Origin of the sequence: Streptomyces callyspongiae (assembly GCF_047200695.1) — a bacterium.
In the GTDB taxonomy this organism is placed as follows: domain Bacteria; phylum Actinomycetota; class Actinomycetes; order Streptomycetales; family Streptomycetaceae; genus Streptomyces.
In genome coordinates this window covers 1-19,664 of sequence record NZ_JBJZOM010000031.1, presented here as the reverse complement: position 1 = coordinate 19,664, position 19,664 = coordinate 1, and the positions used below count along the sequence as shown (strand labels likewise).

Genomic DNA, 19,664 nt, shown 5'->3' with positions numbered 1-19,664 from the left:
GGCCCCGTCCACGACGTCCCAGTTGAAGGCCAGGCCGTGGTCGTCCTCCCACACCTGGTGGTCGAGCAGCACCTGCGGTGTCTGCGAGATGCCGTAGGTCCACTCGCCCAGCCAGTCGACGGGCAGGTCCGGATCGCCGTCCCGCGCCTGCCCGCGGGCGCTGGCGAACACCACGGGTGCCGGGAGGCCGTCGCCGGCACCGCGGTGCTGCGTGAGGTCGCGCAGCACCTGGACTCCGCTGTACGCGCGGTGCTCCAGGTCGGCCCACAACTGCCGCTGGATGCGTGCGGCGAGCTCACCGGTCGCCTCGCCCTTCCGCAGGTCGACCTCCAGCAGGGTGACCGAGGTGAAGTCGCCGATGACCTGCTCGATGTCCGGGTGCAGCGGCAGCCGGTTGAAGGTGGGAATGTTGAGGCTGAAGTGCGGGTTGCGGGCCCAGCGGCCCAGGACCGTCGCGTAGACCGCGAGCAGCACGGACGAGGGCGTCACGCCCAGATCGGCGGCGCGGTCGCGCAGCCGCTTCCAGTCGGCCGCGTCCAGGCGGGCGGCCAGGCGCCGGAACCGGGGCGTGCCGATCGACTGCACGGGCGCGGCGAGCGGCAGGTCCGGGCCCTCCGGCAGAGCGGTGATCCGCTCCGTCCAGTAGGCGCGGGCCGCCTCGTAGGCCGGGCCGTCGGCAAGCCGCGCCGACGCGTTGACGCAGTCGCGGAAGTCCACTCCGGGCTCGGGCAGTCGGGCGTCGGGGTCGGTGTAGAGCGCGTGCCACTCGCGGAAGAACAGCCGCAGGCTCCACACGTCGAAGATCAGCAGGTCGAGTCCGACATGGATGCGGGTCCGGTCGGCGTCCAGCAGGGTGAAGCGGATGTCGAACAGCGGGCAGGAGCCCGTGGGCAGCACGTCGTGCGACATCTCGTCCCGCACCCGCGCCAGGTGGCGCTCGGTCTCGTCCCGGTCGGTGCTGCGAAGGTCGTACTCGGTCACGGGAGCAGGGCCCGCCTGCTCCGGGGGCAGGACGCGCTGGGTGCCCTCGGGGTCGACGACCGCGCGGAGCATGTCGTGGCGGCGGACCATGCGGTCCAGGGCCTTCCGCAGCCGGGCCGTGTCCAGACCCGCCGCGTCGAATTCGGCGAAGAAGTGGGTGGACACCCCTCCGAGAGGGAAGTCGGGGTTCCGCCCGACGAGGTAGGCGTGCTGGAGATCTGTGAGCGGGAACGGCTCGTACCGCCGGTCCGGTTCGGGGACGAGCTGCGGCGGCTCCTCCGCCGTCCCGGTCTCTCCCCGGTCGCCGTCGGACACGGTCGCGTGACGCTCGGCGAGGAGTGCCGCAAGTCCCGGCAGGGTGGAGGAGCCGAGTTCCGACAGCGACGGGAGGACGTCGAGTTCGCGGTGGAGTGCGCTGCGGAGCTCCATGATCCGCAGCGAGTCGATGCCGAGTTGGAGGAGCGTGCGGTCCTCGCCGATCGCGGTGGCCGGCAGGCCGGTGGCGCGGGCGACGCGCTGCCGCAGGTCGTCCTCGATCACCGCGGCCCTGCCGTCGGGTCCGGCGGTGCGCACCCGTGCGCGCAGCGGCGTGTCGGGGAGCGATGCGCCGGCGGGTGACCCGTCCGCCGCTCCGTCCGGCGCTCGGCCGCGGGCGACGGCCAGCGGGTGGAGCTCCCCCTCCTTCCAGGCCGTGCGGCAGGCGGCGCGGCGCACCTTGCCGCTGCCGGTCCTGGGCACCTGGTCGGGGTGCACCAGCACGACGGCGTGGACGTCGACCTCGTGCGCCGCCGTGACCGCGCGGCCGATCTCGGCGGCCAGTGCTTCCGGGTCCTCGGTCGCGGCGAGCGTCGCCCCGTCCACGCCCTGTACCACCACCAGGCGTTCCTCGTCGTCCTCCTCCACGGAGAACGCGGCGTTCGGTACCTGCGCGAGCGACGGGCGGGTCTGGCGGCAGGTGAGTTCGATGTCCTGCGGGTGGAGGTTGCGGCCGCGGACGATGACCAGCTCCTTGAGCCTTCCGCAGATGACGAGTTCGCCCTCGTGCAGGAATCCGAGGTCGCCGGTGCGCAGGTGGTGGCGGCCGCCCTCGGCGAGGACTCCGTGGAAGGCGGCACCCGTCTCGACGGTCCGGCGCCAGTAGCCGTCCATGACGACGGCGCCGGAGATCCACACCTCCCCGACCCGGTCCGGGGGGCACTTCTGCCGGGTCTCGGGGTCCACGATGAGGAGTTCGGCGCCGGGGCCGGGCGATCCGCAGCCGACGAGTGTGCGGGTGCGTCGGGTGTCCGCCGTCGCGGCCTCGACACGTCCGTGCTCCAGCGCCTCCGCGTCCAGGTCCGCCCGCACGGGTGGTTCGCTGCCCTGGTGGCCGGTGACGATGAGCATCGTCTCGGTGAGGCCGTAGGCGGGGAACAGGGCCTCGGGCCGGAAGCCGTACGGAGCGAAGGCGGTCGTGAAGTCCTCCAGGACGCGGGGGCGGATGCGGTCCGCCCCGATCAGCGCCGCCCTCCAGCGGGAGAGGTCCAGGCCGTCGCAGTCCTCTGGCGTGGCCAGGGCCGTGCACCGCTCGTACCCGAAGGGCGGGCCGCCGCTGAGCACCGGCGTGTCCGCGTCGCTCACGGCCCGCAGCCAGCGCAGCGGGGAGGCGACGAAGTCGGCGGGGTCGATGAGGGTGGCCGACCCTCCCACGTAGTGGGCGAGCAGCACGCTGCCGAGGCCGAGGGCGTGGTGGGCGGGCAGCCAGTTGACCACGTGTCCGCCGTCGGGCAGCCGGGTGCGTTCCCGCTGCAGCTCGAGGGTGGCACGGAGCTGCGCATGGGGCACGACGACGCCCTTGGGGCGGGAGGTGGAACCGGAGGTGTACAGGATGAGCGCCGGCCGCTCGGGGCCGACGGGAACGCTCGCGAGGTCGGGCGCGGCGACTGCCCCCGCCACTGCGTCGAGTTCGTCCGTGCACAGCCAGGTGACGGGAGCCGCGGCGCAGCATTCCCACAGCGGGCGGGCCACGTCCCGGTGGGAGCGGGTGGTGACGACGGCGGACACCTCGGCGTCGGTGGCGACGTCCACGAACCAGTGGCCGCGCTCCTGGTCCCCGGGCGGCGGCGGGGGTATGGGCACCGCGCTCGCCCCGAGCAACCAGGTCGCCTGGCACACGGCGAACAGGTCGGCACCGCCGGGAAGCAGGACGAGAACGCGGTCGCCGGGCCCCACCCGGTCGCTCAGGGCTGCGGCGACGGCGCTCGCCCGTGCTCGGAGCGCGCCGCGGGTGACGTGCTCGACGACGTCCGGATCCCCGGCCGCGGTGCCCGGCCGCACGATGCGCAGCGCGGAGCCTCCCGGGTCGGTCTCGGCGTGTGCGGCGAGCACGTCGGCAGGCACACGTCCACGCCGCCCCGGACGGAGCTTGGCGGTCTCGGTCATCGGTCACCCCTCACCTTGCGGCGGGCCGTGTCGGCCGGCTGGGTCGGTTCGCGGATCACCGTGCCAGCGGCGCACGGACCTCATAAGGCCCGTAAGTGCTGCCGAATGGAGCGGTCGCGGGGTGCCCGTCGGTGGGTGTCTTCGGAGGCGTCCGACAGGGGTGGTGCATGAGGGCGCAGGGTCGGGCGGGTCCTCCGGGGTACCCGATCGGGCACTGCGTCGGGTGGGCGCGGGACGGGTGTGGTGGAGCGGCGGGACCGTCGCCGTGAGGCACAATGCCCGGGCGGCGTGGCAACGGCCCCACCGGCCCGTACGAGGAAGAGGGAGAAGCGGCATGGCGCTGCAGCGGATGGACAATGTCGGCATCGTGGTCGACGACCTGGATGCCGCCGTCGCGTTCTTCGAGGAAATCGGTATGGAGCTGGAGGGCAGGGCGGAGGTCGAGGGTCCCTTTGCCGACCGCTGCACCGGACTCGACGGCGTCCGCTGCCACATCGCGATGCTCCGGACCCCGGACGGTCACAGTCGGCTCGAGCTGGCGAAGTACCGCAGCCCGGCTGTGGTCGACGACGGACCGCGCAACCGCCCGCACAACGTTCTGGGTACGCACCGCGTCATGTTCGCCGTCGACGACCTCGAGGACACCGTGGCCCGCCTGCGGCCTCACGGCTCCGAACTCCTCGGCGGGATCGCACGGTTCGAGGACAGCTACCTGCTGTGCTACGTCCGCGGCCCGGAGGGCGTCATCGTCGGGCTGGCCGAGCGCCTGCGCTGAGAGGGCGTCGGGTCCTTCCCGGCTCGACGCCCTCCGGCATCAGTTGCCCTGCGCCTGCCGGAACGCCGCGAGCGATTCCACCACGGTCCCCTCGTCGGGCATCCCGCGGTCCCTGGTCCGTGCCGCCTCGTTCGCACCGTCGGTCCCCGAGGGCCACTCGCGGAAGCGGCGGAACACCATGGGGACGCCCCGGGCCACGGTCATGTCGGCACCGTCCGTGACCTGCATGTGGACGTGGGGCTGGGTCGAGTTCCCGGAGTTGCCGCAGTCGGCGATGTGCTCTCCCGCCGCGACCCTCCGGCCCACCGTCACCCGCTGGGAGCCCTTCTTCAGATGGGCGAGCAGGACGAAGGTGCCGCTGGAGGCATGCTCGATGACGATGTGGTTCCCGGCCAGGGCGTTCACCCCCTGTCGGGCACGGCCCGCCTGTCCGAGCGCGTAGGGAAGCAGCGCCAGCTGCGACCTCCGGCTCTCGTGGTCCGTCTCGCCGTCGTGGACGTGGACGACCGTGCCGTCCACGGGCGCCAGGACGGGCTGTCCGAAGGCGAGGAAGATGTCGGGCGGTTCGGTGGTGAACAGCGTGCGCCAGCTGCGGCTGCGGGCGGTCCGGCGGTGTTCGTCGACGCCGATGAAGTCGATGGCGTAGCGGCCGCCGAAGAGGTCCGTTCCGTGACTGGGCACCCTGCGGGCCGGGCTGTTCCTGGCCAGCCATCGCCCGGTGAACGGAAGGAGGAGCTCGACTCCGCGGGTTCCCGGCTTCTGTGAGGGCGGTTCCTCGTCCATGCTCTCAGCGTAGGTGAACGCTCCGGCGAGCGTGGCCGCTCCGACGGCGACGCCGCGTGCGACGAACCGGCGGCGTGACGGGTCGGCAGCTTCTCCCTCCGCGGCCTCGCCTCCCGGGGAGCGGCGGCGCAGCAGCAGAGCACGCACGATCTCGGCGAGCAGCAGGGCACCCGTCAGGGCGAGGAGGACGGGCAGCCAGCGGTACCCGGGGACCGACAGCGTACGAACGATGCCGAACGGGCTGCCGTCGGGTCCGGAGAACATCACGCTCGCAGCAGTCACCCACAGCAGGATCAGGAGCACCGCGCCGATTCTGCGCCAGGGCCCGCCGGGAGGGGAGACGTCCTCGACGAGGCGCCGGTACAGGTACCAGTGGACGGCTCCCAGCACGGAGAGCGTGACGACGGCGATCAGGAGTGACTGGACGATGACGACGTTCTCCGTCCGTGGGGGTGCCTCTCTCCGTATCAGCCCCCGGCGACGGGGGCTGCGGAGGGGCGGCGGATGGGTCTCTCGCGCGCGGCGGCCTGCCTCCGGGCCCGGCGGCCGCTGGTGGGCGGCCCGGCCTCCGCGCAGGACCGGGCCGTGGCATCCCGCCCGCCCCGGCCCGGGAAGCGCCCGGCGGACGCCGTACGGGAGGGGGCGCTGCCCCACCGAGCGGCGTCCGCTTCGGGCCAGTGCTGCGACCGGAAGGGTTCCCCGGCTCGCGACGCCCGGCACGGCACTAGGCGACTGCGGCCTCCTCGACCGCCACCAGGTGACCGGTGCCCGCGAGGGACGTCAGGTCGATGTCGGCGACGCAGCGCACCTTCACGTAGTTCAGCGTGAGCGTCCCCTCGATGTGCACGCTCCCGGTGCCGGCGGCGAAGTCCGCCGATCCCAGGTCCGTGCGGTCCTCGTCGACACGGACGCCCAGGTCCGTCCCTCCGCGCGATTCGCCGAACTTGATGAAGACGTAGCGCATCTCGGTGATGCGCCGGTGCAGCTCCTTCGCCGAGGGCGCGGGGCCGCCGACGACGACGCTCTGCCCCTCGACGGACAGGCGCTCGACGAGTTCATCCATGGTCGATTCTCCAACGCTGGTCAGGCATGCCTACGGGTGGTTGTGACGTGGAGCGGAAGGACGGCCTCAGAGGCGAAGGGCGCACCGGCCTCAGCCGGCGGCCTTCTCCATCTGCAGGCGGAGGCTCCGCGGCCGCATGTCGGTCCAGACCTCCTTGACGTGCTCGAGGCACTCCTCCTTGGAACCGCCGAAGCCGGTCTCGCGCCAGCCCTCGGGAACGGCGAGGTATCCCGGCCACAGGGAGTACTGCTCCTCCTCGTTGACGAGGACCTTCATCTCACTGGCATCCATTGACGCTCTCCGTCCTTTCGATGTCACGGATATGTGCTGCTCTGTTTCTCACCGCGCGGGGAGGCGGGGAGGTGACGCGGGGGGATTCCTCAGGTGAAGAGCCAGGGCGCCTCCTGCTTGCGGCGCTCCTCGTAGGCGAGGATCTCGTCCTTGTGCGACAGGGACCATCCGATGTTGTCCAGTCCCTCCGTCATGGCGTTCTTCCGGAACGCGTCGATCTCGAAACGGAAGACCTTGCCGTCCGGCGCGGTGACCGACTGGGCCGGCAGGTCGACGCGCAGCGTGGACGTCCCGGTCTCCGTGAGGGAGGCCAGGAGGGCTTCCACGTCCGCGGAGTCGAGCGTCACGGGGAGGATGTCGCTGTTGAAGCAGTTGTTGTGGAAGATGTCGGCGAAACTCGGTGCGATGATGCAGACGAATCCGTACTCCCGCAGCGCCCAGGGCGCGTGTTCCCGGGAGGAACCGCATCCGAAGTTCTCGCCCGAAATCAGGATGCTCGCGTCCTCGTAGCCGGGGCGGTTGAGCTCGAAATCCGGGTCGGGCGTGCTGCCGTCCTCGAGGTAGCGCCAGTTCGCGAACATGTTGCGGCCGAAACCGGTGCGGCTCACGGACTTGAGGAACCGCGCGGGAATGATGTCGTCCGTATTCACGTTGCTGCGCATCAGCGGCACGGCGGTGCCCTCATGCGTGATGAACTTCTCCACGGATCTCCCTCTTTACAGCTCGCGGAAGTCGGCGAACCGACCGGCGACGGCGGTGGCGGCCGCGGTGGCGGGGCTGACCAGGTGGGTCCGGCCGCCGCGGCCCTGGCGGCCCTCGAAGTTGCGGTTGCTCGTCGAGGCACAGCGTTCCCCGGCCGAGAGGCGGTCGCCGTTCATGGCGATGCACATGCTGCAGCCGGCCTCGCGCCATTCGAATCCCGCCGCGCGGAAGACGTCGGCGAGTCCTTCTTCCTCGGCCTGGCGGCGCACGCTCATCGAGCCGGGGACGACGATGGCGCGCACCCCGTCCGCGACCTTCCTGTCCCGGAGGTGTGCGGCGGCGGCGCGCAGGTCCTCCACGCGCGAGTTGGTGCACGAGCCGATGAAGACGGTGTCGACGGGGATGTCCTGGATGCGCTGCCCCGCCCGGAGTCCCATGTACTCCAGGGCCCGCTCCATGCCGGCACGAGTCTCGGGGTCGGACGCGCTGCCGGGGTCCGGAACGGTGCCGGTGATGTCGGCGACCATGCCCGGGTTGGTGCCCCAGGTGATCTGGGGCACCAGGTCGTCGACGGTCAGGCGGTGCTCGGCGTCGAACCGGGCGCCCGGGTCCGAGGCGAGCTGCTTCCACTGCTCGGCGGCGCGCTCGAAGAGTTCGCCGGAAGGTGCGAAGCGCCGTCCGCGCACGTATTCGATGGTGACGTCGTCGGGTGCGACCATGCCGGCCCGGGCGCCGGCCTCGATCGCCATGTTGCACAGCGTCATGCGGCCCTCGATGGAGAGGGAGCGCACGGCGGATCCGCTGAACTCGATGACGTGGTGCGTGCCGACGTCGGTGCCGAGCCGGCGGATGACGGCGAGGGCGATGTCCTTCGCCGTCACGCCGGGTCCCAGCGTCCCCTCGATGTCGATGTTCATCGTGAGGGGCTTCTGCTGGAGCAGGCACTGGGTGGCCAGGACGTGCTCCACCTCGCTGGTGCCGATGCCCACGGCGAAGATGCCGAGGGCACCGTGCGTGGAGGTGTGGGAGTCGCCGCACACCACGGTCATGCCGGGCAGCGAGAGTCCGAGCTCCGGCCCGATGACGTGGACGATGCCCTGGTCCTCGTCGTTCATGTCGAGGAGTTTTACCCCGAAGTCCCGCGCGTTCTGCTCCATCGTCTCGATGCACATGGTGCTCGGCGCGTCGACGACGTCGATGAGCTTGCGTCCCGGCACGGTGGGCACGTTGTGGTCGATCACGGCCACGGTGCTCCCGGGGCGGTGGACGGGGACGTTCCGTTCCCGCAGACCGGCGAAGGCCTGCGGCGACGTCGCCTCGTGGGTGAGGTGCCGGTCGATGTACAGCATCGGCACTTCGCCGGGTTCGTCGCGCACCATGTGCGCGTCCCAGATCTTCTCGAACATCGTTCGGGGCATACGGCTCTCTCCAAGCGTGCCTGTGGTGACGACGAAGGAGCTCTCAGGCTCCGTGCGGTGCGGGCACCTCCCCGTAGCACTCCTCGAGTTCGTCCGAGGTGAGTTCCCGCCCCAGGTCACTCGCGCGTTCCAGGGTCCGGTTCACGGTGTCGGAGGACAGCTTCCGGGGGTCCCGGCCGCTGTTCATGTAGGCGAGCTTGACGGCGCTCTGCCCGCTCCAGGGGCTCACACCCACCGACTGGGTGCCGCCCACGGTGGCGGGGTCGACGGCCGAGTACACGGTGCGCGCCATCTCCCGCAGCTTCGCCGCGCGGGCGAAGTTCTCGTCCTGCTCGGCCTGGTCGGCGAGCCCGTAGGCCTTGAGGATGGCGTCGGTGTGGATGCCGGACGAGGTGTGGCTGTAGCGCTCACCGAGCACGCCGTGCTCCGGTGTGGCGACGCCGACCATCTCCTGGTAGTGGGAGATCAGCCGCAGCAGTTGCGTCATCTTCCACGGCACCGGGAGGCCCGACTCCTCGCGGATGGCGGCCAGGTTGAGCACCACCTCCTCGAGGGAGGCGTTGCCGGAGCGCTCGCCGACACCGCGCGACACGACGTGGATGCGGTCCGCGCCCGCCGCGGCCGCGGACATGGCGTTGCACAGCGCGTTGCCCAGGTCGCGGTGGCCGTGCCAGTCCAGCTTCACCTCGGGAGCGCCCAGAGCCTCCAGTTCGTCCCGCACGAACCGCACCAGACGGTAGGTGCCGAGCGGCCGGATGGTGCCGATGGTGTCCGCGAGGGCGATGCAGTACGCGCCCGCCTCGACCTGCGTCCGGATGATGGCCCGGACGTCCTCGGGCGAGGTCTGGGTGGTGTGTTCGGTGCCCGCGATGACCGGGATCCCGGCGTCGGCGGTCTTCCTGATGAAGGTGTCGAGCTTGTCGAGGATGAACTCCATGTCCCAGCCCTGGGCGAGCCGGCGCGACGGAGCGCTGCCCATGAAGACCAGGGACTCGAGCCGGGGGTGGATCTCACGGCACTCGATCGTCCACTGCAGCGAGTCCTCGGTGCACATGGAGAGGACGGACGGGACGATGGAGGGCACCTCGTCCTTCATCCGGGCGAGCAGGCCCTTCATGGTGGCGCTGAGGTTGCCCGCGCCACCGGGGTAGATGCCCACCGTGGCGTAGGTGACGCCGAAGTCCTCCAGCAGGTGCAGGTACTCCATCATGTCGTCGATCGACGGGTACCCGGATATTCCCTGGAGGCCGTCTCTCAGACATTCCGAGAGTATTTCCGTGCGCGCCACCTGCTCGGCGAGCGGCTCGCCCGGTATTTTCTCCGGAATGGGTGAGAGCGGACTCTCCTCGCTGTTCCAGTTGAAGTTCGCCGGAAGGTCCTCGGGAACCGTGCCGGGGCTCGCCTGCTCAGCGGATACGGATGCGGATGCGGATGTTGCCTTCTGCATGATCTCTCCTTTCCGGAAGCGCGATCATCTCTCAGGCGCGGTCGGCCGTCATTCTGCAACGGGAAGAATGCCGACCGAGAAACGGATGTAGTCGTCGGAGTAGCCGAAGGTGGAGCCGGGGATCCCTGCGATTCCGGTCTTCTCGAGGACGGAGAAACAGTCCTCACCCTTCCGGAGTCTGCTCCAGTTGTAGATCGTCGCGTCGTCGTCGAGGTAAATGCGCTCGAACAGACCGTGCTCCGCATCGCACTGTTCGAGTTGCGCGCGCAGTCGGCGGCGGCGCAGCCGGTAGAGGTCCCGGATCTTCTCGATCAGGCCGGGGTTCTCCCGGAAGAGGGCGTGGTAGGCCATGAACCGCAGCTGCCACTCCCCGGGCAGGGAACCGACGCTGTTCGTCCAACTCGACCCCATGGCCCGGGCGAAGTCCTTGTCGCCGAAGACGACCCAGCCGAACCGTTCCCCGGTCAGCGTGTGCGTCTTGGAGTAGCTCCCGACGTAGATCATTTGCGCAGCGAGATCGGATGCCTCGGCGAGGCGGTGCATGCGGGCCCGGTCCTCCTCGGGCGGCCCGGTACCGACGTACGCCAGGTCGGCGAGGATGTGGACGCGCCGGCCCCGCTCGGCGAAGCGCCGTACGACGGCCTGCAGGGCGGCGAGTTCGTCGGGCGTGTAGGCGAACGTGGTGGGGTTGTTCGTCACCGTCAGGTAGACGGCGGCCACGTCGGGGTTCTGCTCGAGCTGTGCGGCGAGCAGTGTGTCGGTGAGTTTGAACCCGTCCTCGGCCCGGGTGGTGACGGAGTGCAGGCGATAGCCGTACGCCGCGGCCTGCAGCTCGGGCATGTTGAACCCGGGGGCTGCGAACAGCACCGCCCCGGGCGGCCGGCCCTGGAGGTGGGCGAGGTGGGCGAGTCCGCGGAGGACCTTGTCGATGCAGTCCGTGGCTCCGAGTCCCAGCGCGACCTGCTCCGCCGGGACCGTCTGCCCCCACTGCCGCATGTCCTGGGCGAGCAGGCTCCGCAGCACCGGGTTGCCCACGCCGTGGATGTCGTAGACCCGGGGGTCGTACCCGGCGTCGAGCAGCTCGCGTTCGGCGCCCATCATGCGTTCCCTGAGCCATCGGTAGCCCTCGCCCGTTGCGGTGTAGCCCTGGAGCTCCTCGCCGGGGAGGGCGATGCCGAGCTCGTCGGCCAGCAACCGGTAGTCCTGCGGGCCCCCGGGTTCGCCCTCGCACTCGGTGATCAGACGCACGTCGACATCGCCGATCGTGCGGTTCACGATCTCCAGCCGCGTCGCCTGCCGGTCGAAGTCCCGTGCCGCGCATGCCCGTTCCAGGTCCTGCACGATCCGCGCCATGACGCGGATGGGCGGTTCCGTCCCGGAGCCGGTGAGGCCCCGGTGTTCGTGCAGGATCTCCTTGCGTGCCTTCCGGACGAGCATGCGCTGCTCTTCGAGACCGGCTCCGGTCCCGGAGGAGGAAGTCTGCAGCGTCATCGTGGGTGACCTCCCGCTACCAATACGTCGAACAGCGCCGTGTACCGCATCGTCAGTCCTGCGCCGCCACGCGGTCCCGGATGCGCCGGCCCATCTCCTCGGTGCCGACGACCGTGCATCCGCTCTCCTCGATGTCCACGGTCCGGAACCCCTGCCTGATCACGTCCTCGACCGCCTCCTCGACGGCTGCCGCCTCCCGGTGCAGGCCGAGCGAGTGACGGAGCAGCAGCGCGGCGGAGAGCACGGCACCGACGGGGTTCGCCCGGTCCTGGCCGGCGATGTCGGGAGCGGAACCGTGGATCGGCTCGTAGAGCCCGAACAGGCCTCCCTCGGTGCGCCGCACGCCGAGACTCGCCGACGGCAGCATGCCGATGGAGCCCGTCAGCAGGGACGCCTCGTCGGTGAGGATGTCGCCGAAGAGGTTCTCGGTGACGACGACGTCGAAGTCCGACGGTGTCCGGATCAGGCGCATGGCACAGGCGTCGACGAGCATGTGCTCGTGGGAGACCTGCGGATGATCGGCCGCGACCCGCTCCACGACGCGCCGCCACAGCACGGAGGAACTCAGCACGTTGGCCTTGTCGACGGAGGTGACCCTGCCGCTGCGGTCGGCGGCGATCTCGAACGCCGTCCGCACGACGCGTTCGATCTCCTTCTCCGTGTAGAGGAGCGTGTCGACGGCCTCCGTGCCGCGCTCGCCCTGGCGGATCTCGCTGGGCTTGCCGGGCACGGTCTCCAGGTGCCCGTAGTACAGGCCGGCCGACAGCTCCCGCACGAACACCATGTCGGTGCCCTTGAGGTGTTCCGGCTTCACCGGGGAGGCCTCGAGGAGAGGTTCGAGCGGACGGACCGGCCGGAGGTTGGCGAACAGGTCGAACTCCTTGCGGAGCCGGAACAGCGCCTGGCCGGGACGCGGCCCGTCGCTCCGCTTCTCCCCGTCCGGCAGGCTGCCGACGGCCCCGAGGAGCACCGCGTCGCTCCGTCCGCACGTCTCGAACGTCGCATCCGAGATCGCCTCACCCTCGGCCGTGATGGCTTCCAGTCCGACGAGCCGCTTGTGGACGGTGAAGGTGTGGCCGTACTTCTCCTCGACCGCACGGAGCACCCGGAGTGCCTCGTGGACGGTCTCCGGGCCGACGCCGTCGCCCGGGAGCACAGTGATGGTGGCAGTGGTCATCGGGCCGACGCCTCCCGGCTCTTCTTGGGGTGGAAGGACAGCAGGCGGTCGACGAGGGTGCCGCGCCAGCAGATCATGTCGTGTCCTCCGACATACTCGGAGTAGTCGACCTCGTAGCCCTTCTTCACGAGCACGTCCCGCATGCGGCGGTGCGCCGTCATCGGGTCGAACTCGCAGATGGCCTGCTCCAGGCTCCCGATCTCCAGGGAGAACCGGAGCGGCAGGGCGGGGTTCTGCTCGTACTGGTTCGTCAGCCACTCGTCCTCGACCTCGGAGTCCATGGCTCCCGGCCACCAGAACGAACCGGACTGGGAGATCACGTTGCCGAACAGGTCGGGGGACTTGAAGCCTGCGTAGGCAGCCGCCAGGCCGCCGTAGCAGGAGCCGCCGACCACGGTCCGCGCCGGGTCGGTGGTGACGTGGTAGTTCTCCCGCAGCCACGGCATCAGGTCCTGCCGCAGGAAGTCGTTGAACGGCGGGTAGCAGGGCAGTTCGCGGGCCCGGACCTCCTGGTCGAGGTTGCTGTGCATCACCAGGACGTACGGCGGGGTCCGGTCCACGTACAGCAGGTTGTCCATCACCGTGTGGATCAGGGCGAAGTTGTAGTACGCCCACCCGTCGAACAGCAGGAACACGTTGTACGGCTCGCCGTCGGTGTTGTAGCCGGGCGGCACGTGCACGGTCACGTGGTGCTGGTTCTCCAGCACCTCGCTGTCCAGCATGTGCATGTGGGTCTTGCCCTTGGGCACGCCGCGGCGGGCGATGTTCCAGGGCTGCTTCGGTGCCCCCGGGAGTTCCAGGATGGACACGATGTACTTGTTCTGCTCGTTCCCGAAGATCGGGTTGTTGCGGGGGTTGAGCGGGTCCGGCTGGTACGAGGGCAGGCGCGACATGACGTCCGCGTAGGACTCGTAGGGCTCGAGCGAGTCGTTGACGGACAGCAGGTAGGTCGTGCGCAGGTCCGAGGGCAGGAAGTAGGACTTGTACCAGAGGTCGGTGCCGGGGACGTTGGCCATCCGGTACTCCGTCAGGTCGCCCTGGGTGGGCGCGCTGAAGAAGATCACGAGAGCGTTCTCGGTGTCTCCCGGGTCGCGCCAGAGGAAGGTCACGAGGGTCTGCGACGTGTCGTCGCCGACCTGCTCCATCAGCGGCGCGCCGGCGTCCTCGACCTCCTTCCAGAACGCGTCGAGCACCTCGTGCCTACCGGCAGCGACGGCTTCGGCCACCTCGGCGATCCGTGGGCTCACGGTGGTGGTTTCCGGAGCGGGCATGTGGGGTTTCTCCTTGACTCTTCGGGGTGCGGTCCAGGTGGGCGGAGCGCCGGTGCGGCTCAGATCAGGTCGAACAGTTCGTCCGCGTCCGGCGCGTCGGCGTCGCCCTCCTCGATGCGCTCCTCGATAACCTGGGCGAGCTTGGCGACCGTCCGGTTCTGGAAGACCATCGGAAGCATCAGCTCGATGTCCCACCGCTCCTGGACCTCGGTGGCCATGGAGGCCACGAGGAGCGAGTGGCCGCCCAGATTGAAGAAGTCGTCGTGGACACCCACGCGTTCGAGGTCGAGGAGGCGGGCCCAGAGTTCCGCCAGCACCTCCTCGGTCTCGCTGCTCGGTGCGACGTAGCTCTCCCCGGCCCGGGCCTGGGCGATGACGTCCTGGAGGCCGGGGAGGGCCTTCCGGTCCACCTTGCCGTTGGGTGTCAGCGGGAAGCCGTCCAGCTGCACGAAGTAGGTGGGGACCATGTACTCGGGCAGCCGGTCCAGCAGGTGCGCCCTGAGCGCGTCGGGGGCCGCCTCCCGGCCGGCGTGCGTGGTGAGGTAGGCCGTCAGCCGCTTGTCCGCCGCCGTGACCTCGTGCACGACCACCAGGCACGACTGGACTGCGTCGTGGTCCGCCAGAACCGCTTCGATCTCCTCGATCTCGATGCGGTAGCCGCGGATCTTGACCTGGTGGTCCTTGCGTCCCGCGTACTCGATGACGCCGTCGCTCCGGAAGCGGGCGAGGTCGCCGGTGGCGTAGAGCCGGCCGCCGCCGAACGGGTTCGCCACGAACCGCTCCGCGGTCAGGTCCGGCCGGTCCAGGTAGCCGCGGGCGAGCTGCACGCCGCCGATGAAGAGCTCCCCGATGACTCCGTCCGGCACGGGCTCCATCGCCTCGTTGAGGATGTACAGCTGCGTGTTCGCCACCGGACGGCCGATGGGGACGCTGCTCGCCCCCGGCTCGTCCCGGCACTCCCAGAAGCTGACGTCGACGGACGCCTCCGTCGGCCCGTACAGGTTGTGCAGTCCGGTGCCCGGCAGGAGCTGCCGGCACTGCTCCTGCACCTCCGGCGGGAGGGCCTCGCCGCTGCAGATCATGTGCCGGATGCCCCGGCACCGGTCCGCCACGGAGGACTGCTGGAGGAACGCCTGGAGCATCGACGGCACGAAGTGCAGGACTCCGATCCGCTGCTCCTCGATCAGGTCGACGAGGTAGGCGGGGTCGCGGTGGCCGTCGGGCCGGGCGACGTGCAGCTGCGCACCGGTGAGGAGCGGCCAGAAGAACTCCCAGACCGACACGTCGAAGCTGAACGGCGTCTTCTGCAGCACCCGGTCGTGCTCGCCCAGGCCGTAGGCGTCCTGCATCCACAGGAGGCGGTTGCAGATGCCGCGGTGCGACAGCATGGCGCCCTTGGGCTTGCCCGTGGAACCGGAGGTGTAGATGACGTACGCCAGGTTGTCCGGGTCGGTGTCGACACCCAGGGGTTCCGCGCTCTCGCGGAGCCATGAGGTGTCGCTGCCGCCGAGTTCGAGCAGGTCCACTCCCCGGTCCGTGAGGAACCGGGCCTGCTCCGCCGTTCCGGGCTGCACCAGGGCGACACCCACCTGCGCGGACTCGGCGATGAACGCGAGCCGGTCGGACGGGTAGTCGGGGTCGAGCGGCACGTACGCGCCGCCCGCCTTGAGGATGGCGAGGAGTCCGGTGACCAGCTCCAGCGATCGGCGCATGCTGATACCGACCGGCGTCTCGGGCGCCACGCCACGCGCCTGCAGGGTCCGCGCCAGCCGGTTGGCCCGCCGGTCCAGTTCGGCGTACGTGAGCTGCTGGTCCTCGTACGAGAGGGCGATCCGGTCCGGTGTGGCGCGGACCTGCTCCTCGAACAGCTCGTGCAGGCACGTGGGCCGCAGGGCGTCCTCGTCGCGGGTGGCGTTCCGCTCGTGCAGGATCTCGGCACGCTCCGTGTCGGACAGCAGTGTGAGCCGGCCGATGGGGGTGCCGGGGGCGGCCAGCGCACCGTCGATGAGGCGCTGCAGGTGGTCGCCCATCCCGGCGACCGTGCCCCGCTCGAAGAGGCTGGTGCTGTACTCGAAGGTGAACTGCAGCTCTCCGTCGCGCTGCTGGATGCTCAGCCCCAGGTCGAACTTCGAGACGCCGACGCCGGCCTCGGTGAGGTCGTGCACCCATTCGGGCTGCTCCTGGTCCTCCGGTACGTCCTCGAAGAGCTTGTCGAGGCCGGTGAACATGACCTGGAACACCGGGTTGTAGCTGAGGCTGCGTTCGGGCCGCAGCTCCTCGACGATGCGCTCGAACGGAACGTCCTGGTGGCTCTGCGCGTCCAGGAGCTTCCAGCGCACCTGCTCCAGCACGTCGGAGAACGGCGGGTCGCCCTCGAGGTCGACGCAGAGCGCGACCGTGTTGACCAGGAATCCGATGAGCGGCTCGGTCTCGACGCGGCTGCGGTTGGCGACCGGGACGCCGATGACCACCTTGTCCTGTCCGCTGTAGTGGGAGAGGAGCACGGCGAAGGCGCTGAGCACCGTGATGAACTGCGTGGTCCGGTGCTCGTTGCTCACCTTGGTGAGCTGTTCGCGGATCTCCGCGGGCAGGTGGCTGGTGAGGTTGGCGCCCTGGTAGTTCTGCACCGCGGGCCGCGGGTGGTCCGTGGGCAGCGAGATCAGTGCCGGGGCGTCCGCCAACTGCTCCTTCCAGTACTGCAGGTGCGGCTGCAGACGCTCCTCCTGGAGGCACTGCTGCTGCCACACCGCGTAGTCGGCGTACTGGACGGGGAGCGGCGGCAGAGCCGCGGCGTCGGTGCCTGCGGCGTCGTGGAGTCGCAGCACCTCGTCGTTGAGGATGCCGACCGAGTAGCCGTCGAAGACCGCGTGGTGCGCGCTGAACGCCAGTAGCGACTCACCGCCGGGCAGATGCACCAGCAGCGTGCGGAACAGCGGTCCCCCGGTGAGGTCGAAGGGCCGGGTCCACAGCTCGTGGGTGCGGGCCGTGACGGCCGCGGCCTGCTCCTGGGGTGCGACGGCCGAGAGGTCGGCCTCCGCCAGGTCGACGGTCCCGGTGTCGGCGATCTCCTGCCACACGCGGCCCCGGTGCTCCCGGAACGTCGTCCGCAGGGTCTCGTGGCGGGCAACGAGGCGCTCGAGCGCGAGCCGGAGCCTGCCGGCGTCCAGGGCCTCGGACCGGTGGAGCACCCAGCCGACCGTGTAGAGGGGGCTGTCGGGGACCAGCCGGTCCATGTACCACAGGCGCTGCTGGTCGAACGTCGCGGGTATCGGCTCGTCGCGCGGCACGGGAACCAGCGGGACGCTGCCGTGCGGATCCTTGTCCTGCAAGAGGGCGTCGACCTCCGTGGCCATCTGGGAAACGGTCGGCTGCTCGAACAGCACCCGGACGGGGACGTCCACCTCGAACGTCTGCTGGATGCGGGCGACGACCTTCGCCGCGAGCAGCGAGTGGCCGCCGAGTGCGAAGAAGTCGTCGGAGATCCCCACCGCGCTGCGGTCCAGGACCTGCTCGAGGATCGTGGCCAGGAGCGCTTCGGTCCTGGTGCGCGGCAGTGCGCTCGCGGCGAGAGCCGGTGCGGGCCCGTTCTCGGGTTCCGGGAGCACCTTGCGGTTGATCTTGCCGTTGCTGTTGAGGGGCATCTCGTCGAGGTGGACGAAGACCGCGGGCACCATGTACGAGGGCAGCTGCTCCTTCAGGTGCGCCTGGAGCGCCTCGGTGATGCCGGCCGTCTCCTCGTGCAGCGCCACGTAGGCCACGAGGCGGTGGCTGGGGCCGTCCGGCTGGGCGAGGACGGCGCAGCTGTGGACCTGCGGGTGACGGTCCAGGACCGCTTCGATCTCCCCGAGCTCGATGCGGAATCCCCGGATCTTCACCTGGTTGTCCACGCGCCGGACGAACTCGATGTTGCCGTCGGGCAGGTAGCGGACCAGGTCGCCGCTCTTGTAGAGACGGCCCCCGGGCTCCTCGCCGAACGGGTCCGCCACGAAGTACTCGGCGGTCAGTTCGGGGCGGCCCATGTAGCCGCGGGTCACACCGACGCCGCCGACGTACAGCTCGCCGGGTACGCCGACGGGGACGGGCTGCATGTACGGGTCCAGCACGTACAGCCGGACGTTGGTGATCGGACGTCCGATGTGGATGGTGTCCAGGTGCTCGTCGGTGTGGGTGCCGGAGGCGAAGATCGTCGACTCGGTCGGCCCGTACACGTTGAAGAAGGTGCGCCCCGGCGCCCAGGTGCGGATCAGGTCGGCCGAGTACGCCTCACCGCCGACGACCAGGGTGCGCAGGTGGGGAAGCGACTCGGTGGGCAGGGTGGCCAGCGCGCCCGGGGTGAAGTTGAGGCTCTGGATGGCCCGCTCGTCCAGGACGTCGTACAGGTCGGTGCCGACCATGCGGGCACCGCTCCGGGGGAGGTGCAGGGTGCCGCCGGTCACCAGCGGCAGCAGCATCTCCCAGACGGAGAAGTCGAAGCTGAGCGAGGCGACCTGGAGGACGTTCTGGGGCCTGTCGAAGCAGGCGTTCCCGCGGATCCACGGCACCACGTGGCGGATGTTCCGGTGGGCGACCATCACGCCCTTGGGCCGGCCGGTCGATCCCGACGTGTAGATGATGTAGGCGAGGTTGTCGGGGCAGACGGTCGTGGACGGCGCGTGCGTCGGCCGGGTGGCGATGTCCGGCCACTCGGAGTCGAGGCAGAGGGTCTCCAGGTCTCCGGGCGGCAGCTTGGGCAGCACCTCGGACTGCGTGACGAACAGCCGCAGACCGGAGTTCTCGACCACGTAGGCCATTCGGTCGACTGGGTAGCGGGGGTCCACGGGAACGTAGGCGCCGCCGGCCTTGAGGATGCCCAGCAGGCCGACGATGGCTTCCAGGGAACGCTCCAGGCACAGCCCGACGAGGACGTCCGGTCCGACGCCACGGCCCTGGAGCCAGTGCGCCAACTGGTTGGCTCGGCTGTCGAGCTGGGCGTAGGTGAGCTGCTCGTCCTCGTGGACGACGGCGACGGCGTCCGGGGTGGTGGCGGCCTGCTCCTCGACGAGAGCGTGCAGGTACGGGAGGTCGTCGGTGTCCGAGGTGGACTCCGTGCTCCACGCGCCGACCGCACGGGTCCGCTCCTCCTCGGTCAGCAGGGACACCCGGGCCAGCGCCTGCTCGGGCGAGGAGACCAGTTCGCGACTGATCCGGCGCAGGTGGGCGATCATCGCCTCGGTCGCGGTCCCGTCGAACCACCGCGTGTCGTAGAAGATGTCGATGCCGAGTTGCCGTCCCACGGTGATGACGGCGTTGAGGGGGTAGTGGGTCTGCTCCTGGGAGCTGGCTTCGGTGAAGCGCAGTGCCGCGTCGCGCTCCTCGTCCTCGGGGTAGTTCTCGAAGACGAAGAGACTCTCGAACAGCGGGGCCCCTGCCGGGAGTCCGCTCCACTGCTGGACGTGGCTCAGCGGGCTGTAGTCGTACTGCCGCATCCGGGTGCTCTGTTCCTGGAGTGCGTGCAGCCAGTCGAGCGAGGACGTCTGTCGGGGCAGCGGCACCCGGACGGGCAGCGTGTTGATGAACAGGCCGACCATCCTTTCGATGCCCTCGACCTCGGGGGGACGCCCCGAGACGACGGTGCCGAAGACGACGTCCTCGGTGCGCGCGTAGCGGCCGAGCAGCAGCGCCCAGCAGCCCTGGAGCACCGTGTTGAGGGTCAGGCGGTGCTGCTGGGCGAAGTTCTGGAGTTCCGCCGTCTCGCTCTCGCTGAGGGACACACTGGTCCTGGCCTGCGGGTCCGCCTCGTCCGCCTGCCCGGCTCCGACCTCGGTGCGCGGGGTGGTGTTGAGCGGAGTGGCCTCCTCGAAGCCC

At 70.2% G+C, this 19,664-nt stretch carries 12 protein-coding genes; 1 reads left to right on the top strand and 11 read right to left on the bottom strand.

The genetic code is table 11. From position 1 onward, the window contains the following. The coding region (locus ACL06G_RS21245) for an AMP-binding protein (protein WP_412788053.1) at positions 1-3,402 on the bottom strand (3,402 nt) is incomplete at its 3' end. Between the two features lie 334 nt (positions 3,403-3,736). Here ACL06G_RS21245 and ACL06G_RS21240 point away from each other — a divergent pair. Continuing rightward, positions 3,737-4,177: a VOC family protein gene (locus ACL06G_RS21240; protein WP_412788054.1), complete on the top strand. Its 441-nt coding sequence runs from the start codon at positions 3,737-3,739 to the stop codon at positions 4,175-4,177. Between the two features lie 39 nt (positions 4,178-4,216). Here ACL06G_RS21240 and ACL06G_RS21235 read toward each other — a convergent pair whose 3' ends face one another. From ACL06G_RS21235 to ACL06G_RS21190, 10 genes are all read right to left on the bottom strand, one after another. Then, positions 4,217-5,614 carry a M23 family metallopeptidase gene (locus ACL06G_RS21235; protein ID WP_412836513.1) on the bottom strand — a complete coding sequence of 466 codons (1,398 nt, stop codon included), beginning with the start codon at positions 5,612-5,614 and terminating at the stop codon, positions 4,217-4,219. Between the two features lie 70 nt (positions 5,615-5,684). Beyond that, positions 5,685-6,023 (bottom strand): hypothetical protein, encoded by a 339-nt coding sequence (locus ACL06G_RS21230; protein WP_412788056.1) that lies wholly within the window; start codon positions 6,021-6,023, stop codon positions 5,685-5,687. A gap of 90 nt (positions 6,024-6,113) precedes the next feature. Next, positions 6,114-6,314, bottom strand: coding sequence for an MbtH family protein (locus tag ACL06G_RS21225; RefSeq protein WP_412788057.1), 201 nt, complete (start codon positions 6,312-6,314; stop codon positions 6,114-6,116). A gap of 89 nt (positions 6,315-6,403) precedes the next feature. Further along, positions 6,404-7,018, bottom strand: a complete 615-nt coding sequence (gene leuD, locus ACL06G_RS21220) for a 3-isopropylmalate dehydratase small subunit (protein WP_412788058.1) — start codon at positions 7,016-7,018, stop codon at positions 6,404-6,406. Between the two features lie 12 nt (positions 7,019-7,030). Continuing rightward, positions 7,031-8,434, bottom strand: a complete 1,404-nt coding sequence (leuC, locus tag ACL06G_RS21215; RefSeq protein ID WP_412788059.1) for a 3-isopropylmalate dehydratase large subunit — start codon at positions 8,432-8,434, stop codon at positions 7,031-7,033. A 43-nt stretch (positions 8,435-8,477) separates the two neighbouring features. Next, positions 8,478-9,881, bottom strand: a complete 1,404-nt coding sequence (locus ACL06G_RS21210) for a hydroxymethylglutaryl-CoA lyase-like TIM-barrel protein (RefSeq protein ID WP_412788060.1) — start codon at positions 9,879-9,881, stop codon at positions 8,478-8,480. 48 nt (positions 9,882-9,929) lie between these two features. Further along, positions 9,930-11,372: a pyridoxal phosphate-dependent aminotransferase gene (locus ACL06G_RS21205; protein WP_412788061.1), complete on the bottom strand. Its 1,443-nt coding sequence runs from the start codon at positions 11,370-11,372 to the stop codon at positions 9,930-9,932. A gap of 52 nt (positions 11,373-11,424) precedes the next feature. Next, complete coding sequence (gene leuB / locus ACL06G_RS21200; protein ID WP_412788062.1) at positions 11,425-12,549, bottom strand: 3-isopropylmalate dehydrogenase; 1,125 nt, start codon at positions 12,547-12,549, stop codon at positions 11,425-11,427. Further along, positions 12,546-13,820, bottom strand: coding sequence for an enterochelin esterase (fes, locus tag ACL06G_RS21195; protein ID WP_412788063.1), 1,275 nt, complete (start codon positions 13,818-13,820; stop codon positions 12,546-12,548). Before fes ends, leuB begins: the two co-directional genes overlap by 4 nt. 59 nt (positions 13,821-13,879) lie before the next feature. Then, positions 13,880-19,664 (bottom strand): non-ribosomal peptide synthetase (locus ACL06G_RS21190; protein ID WP_412788064.1); only part of this gene is annotated, 5,785 nt, incomplete at its 5' end.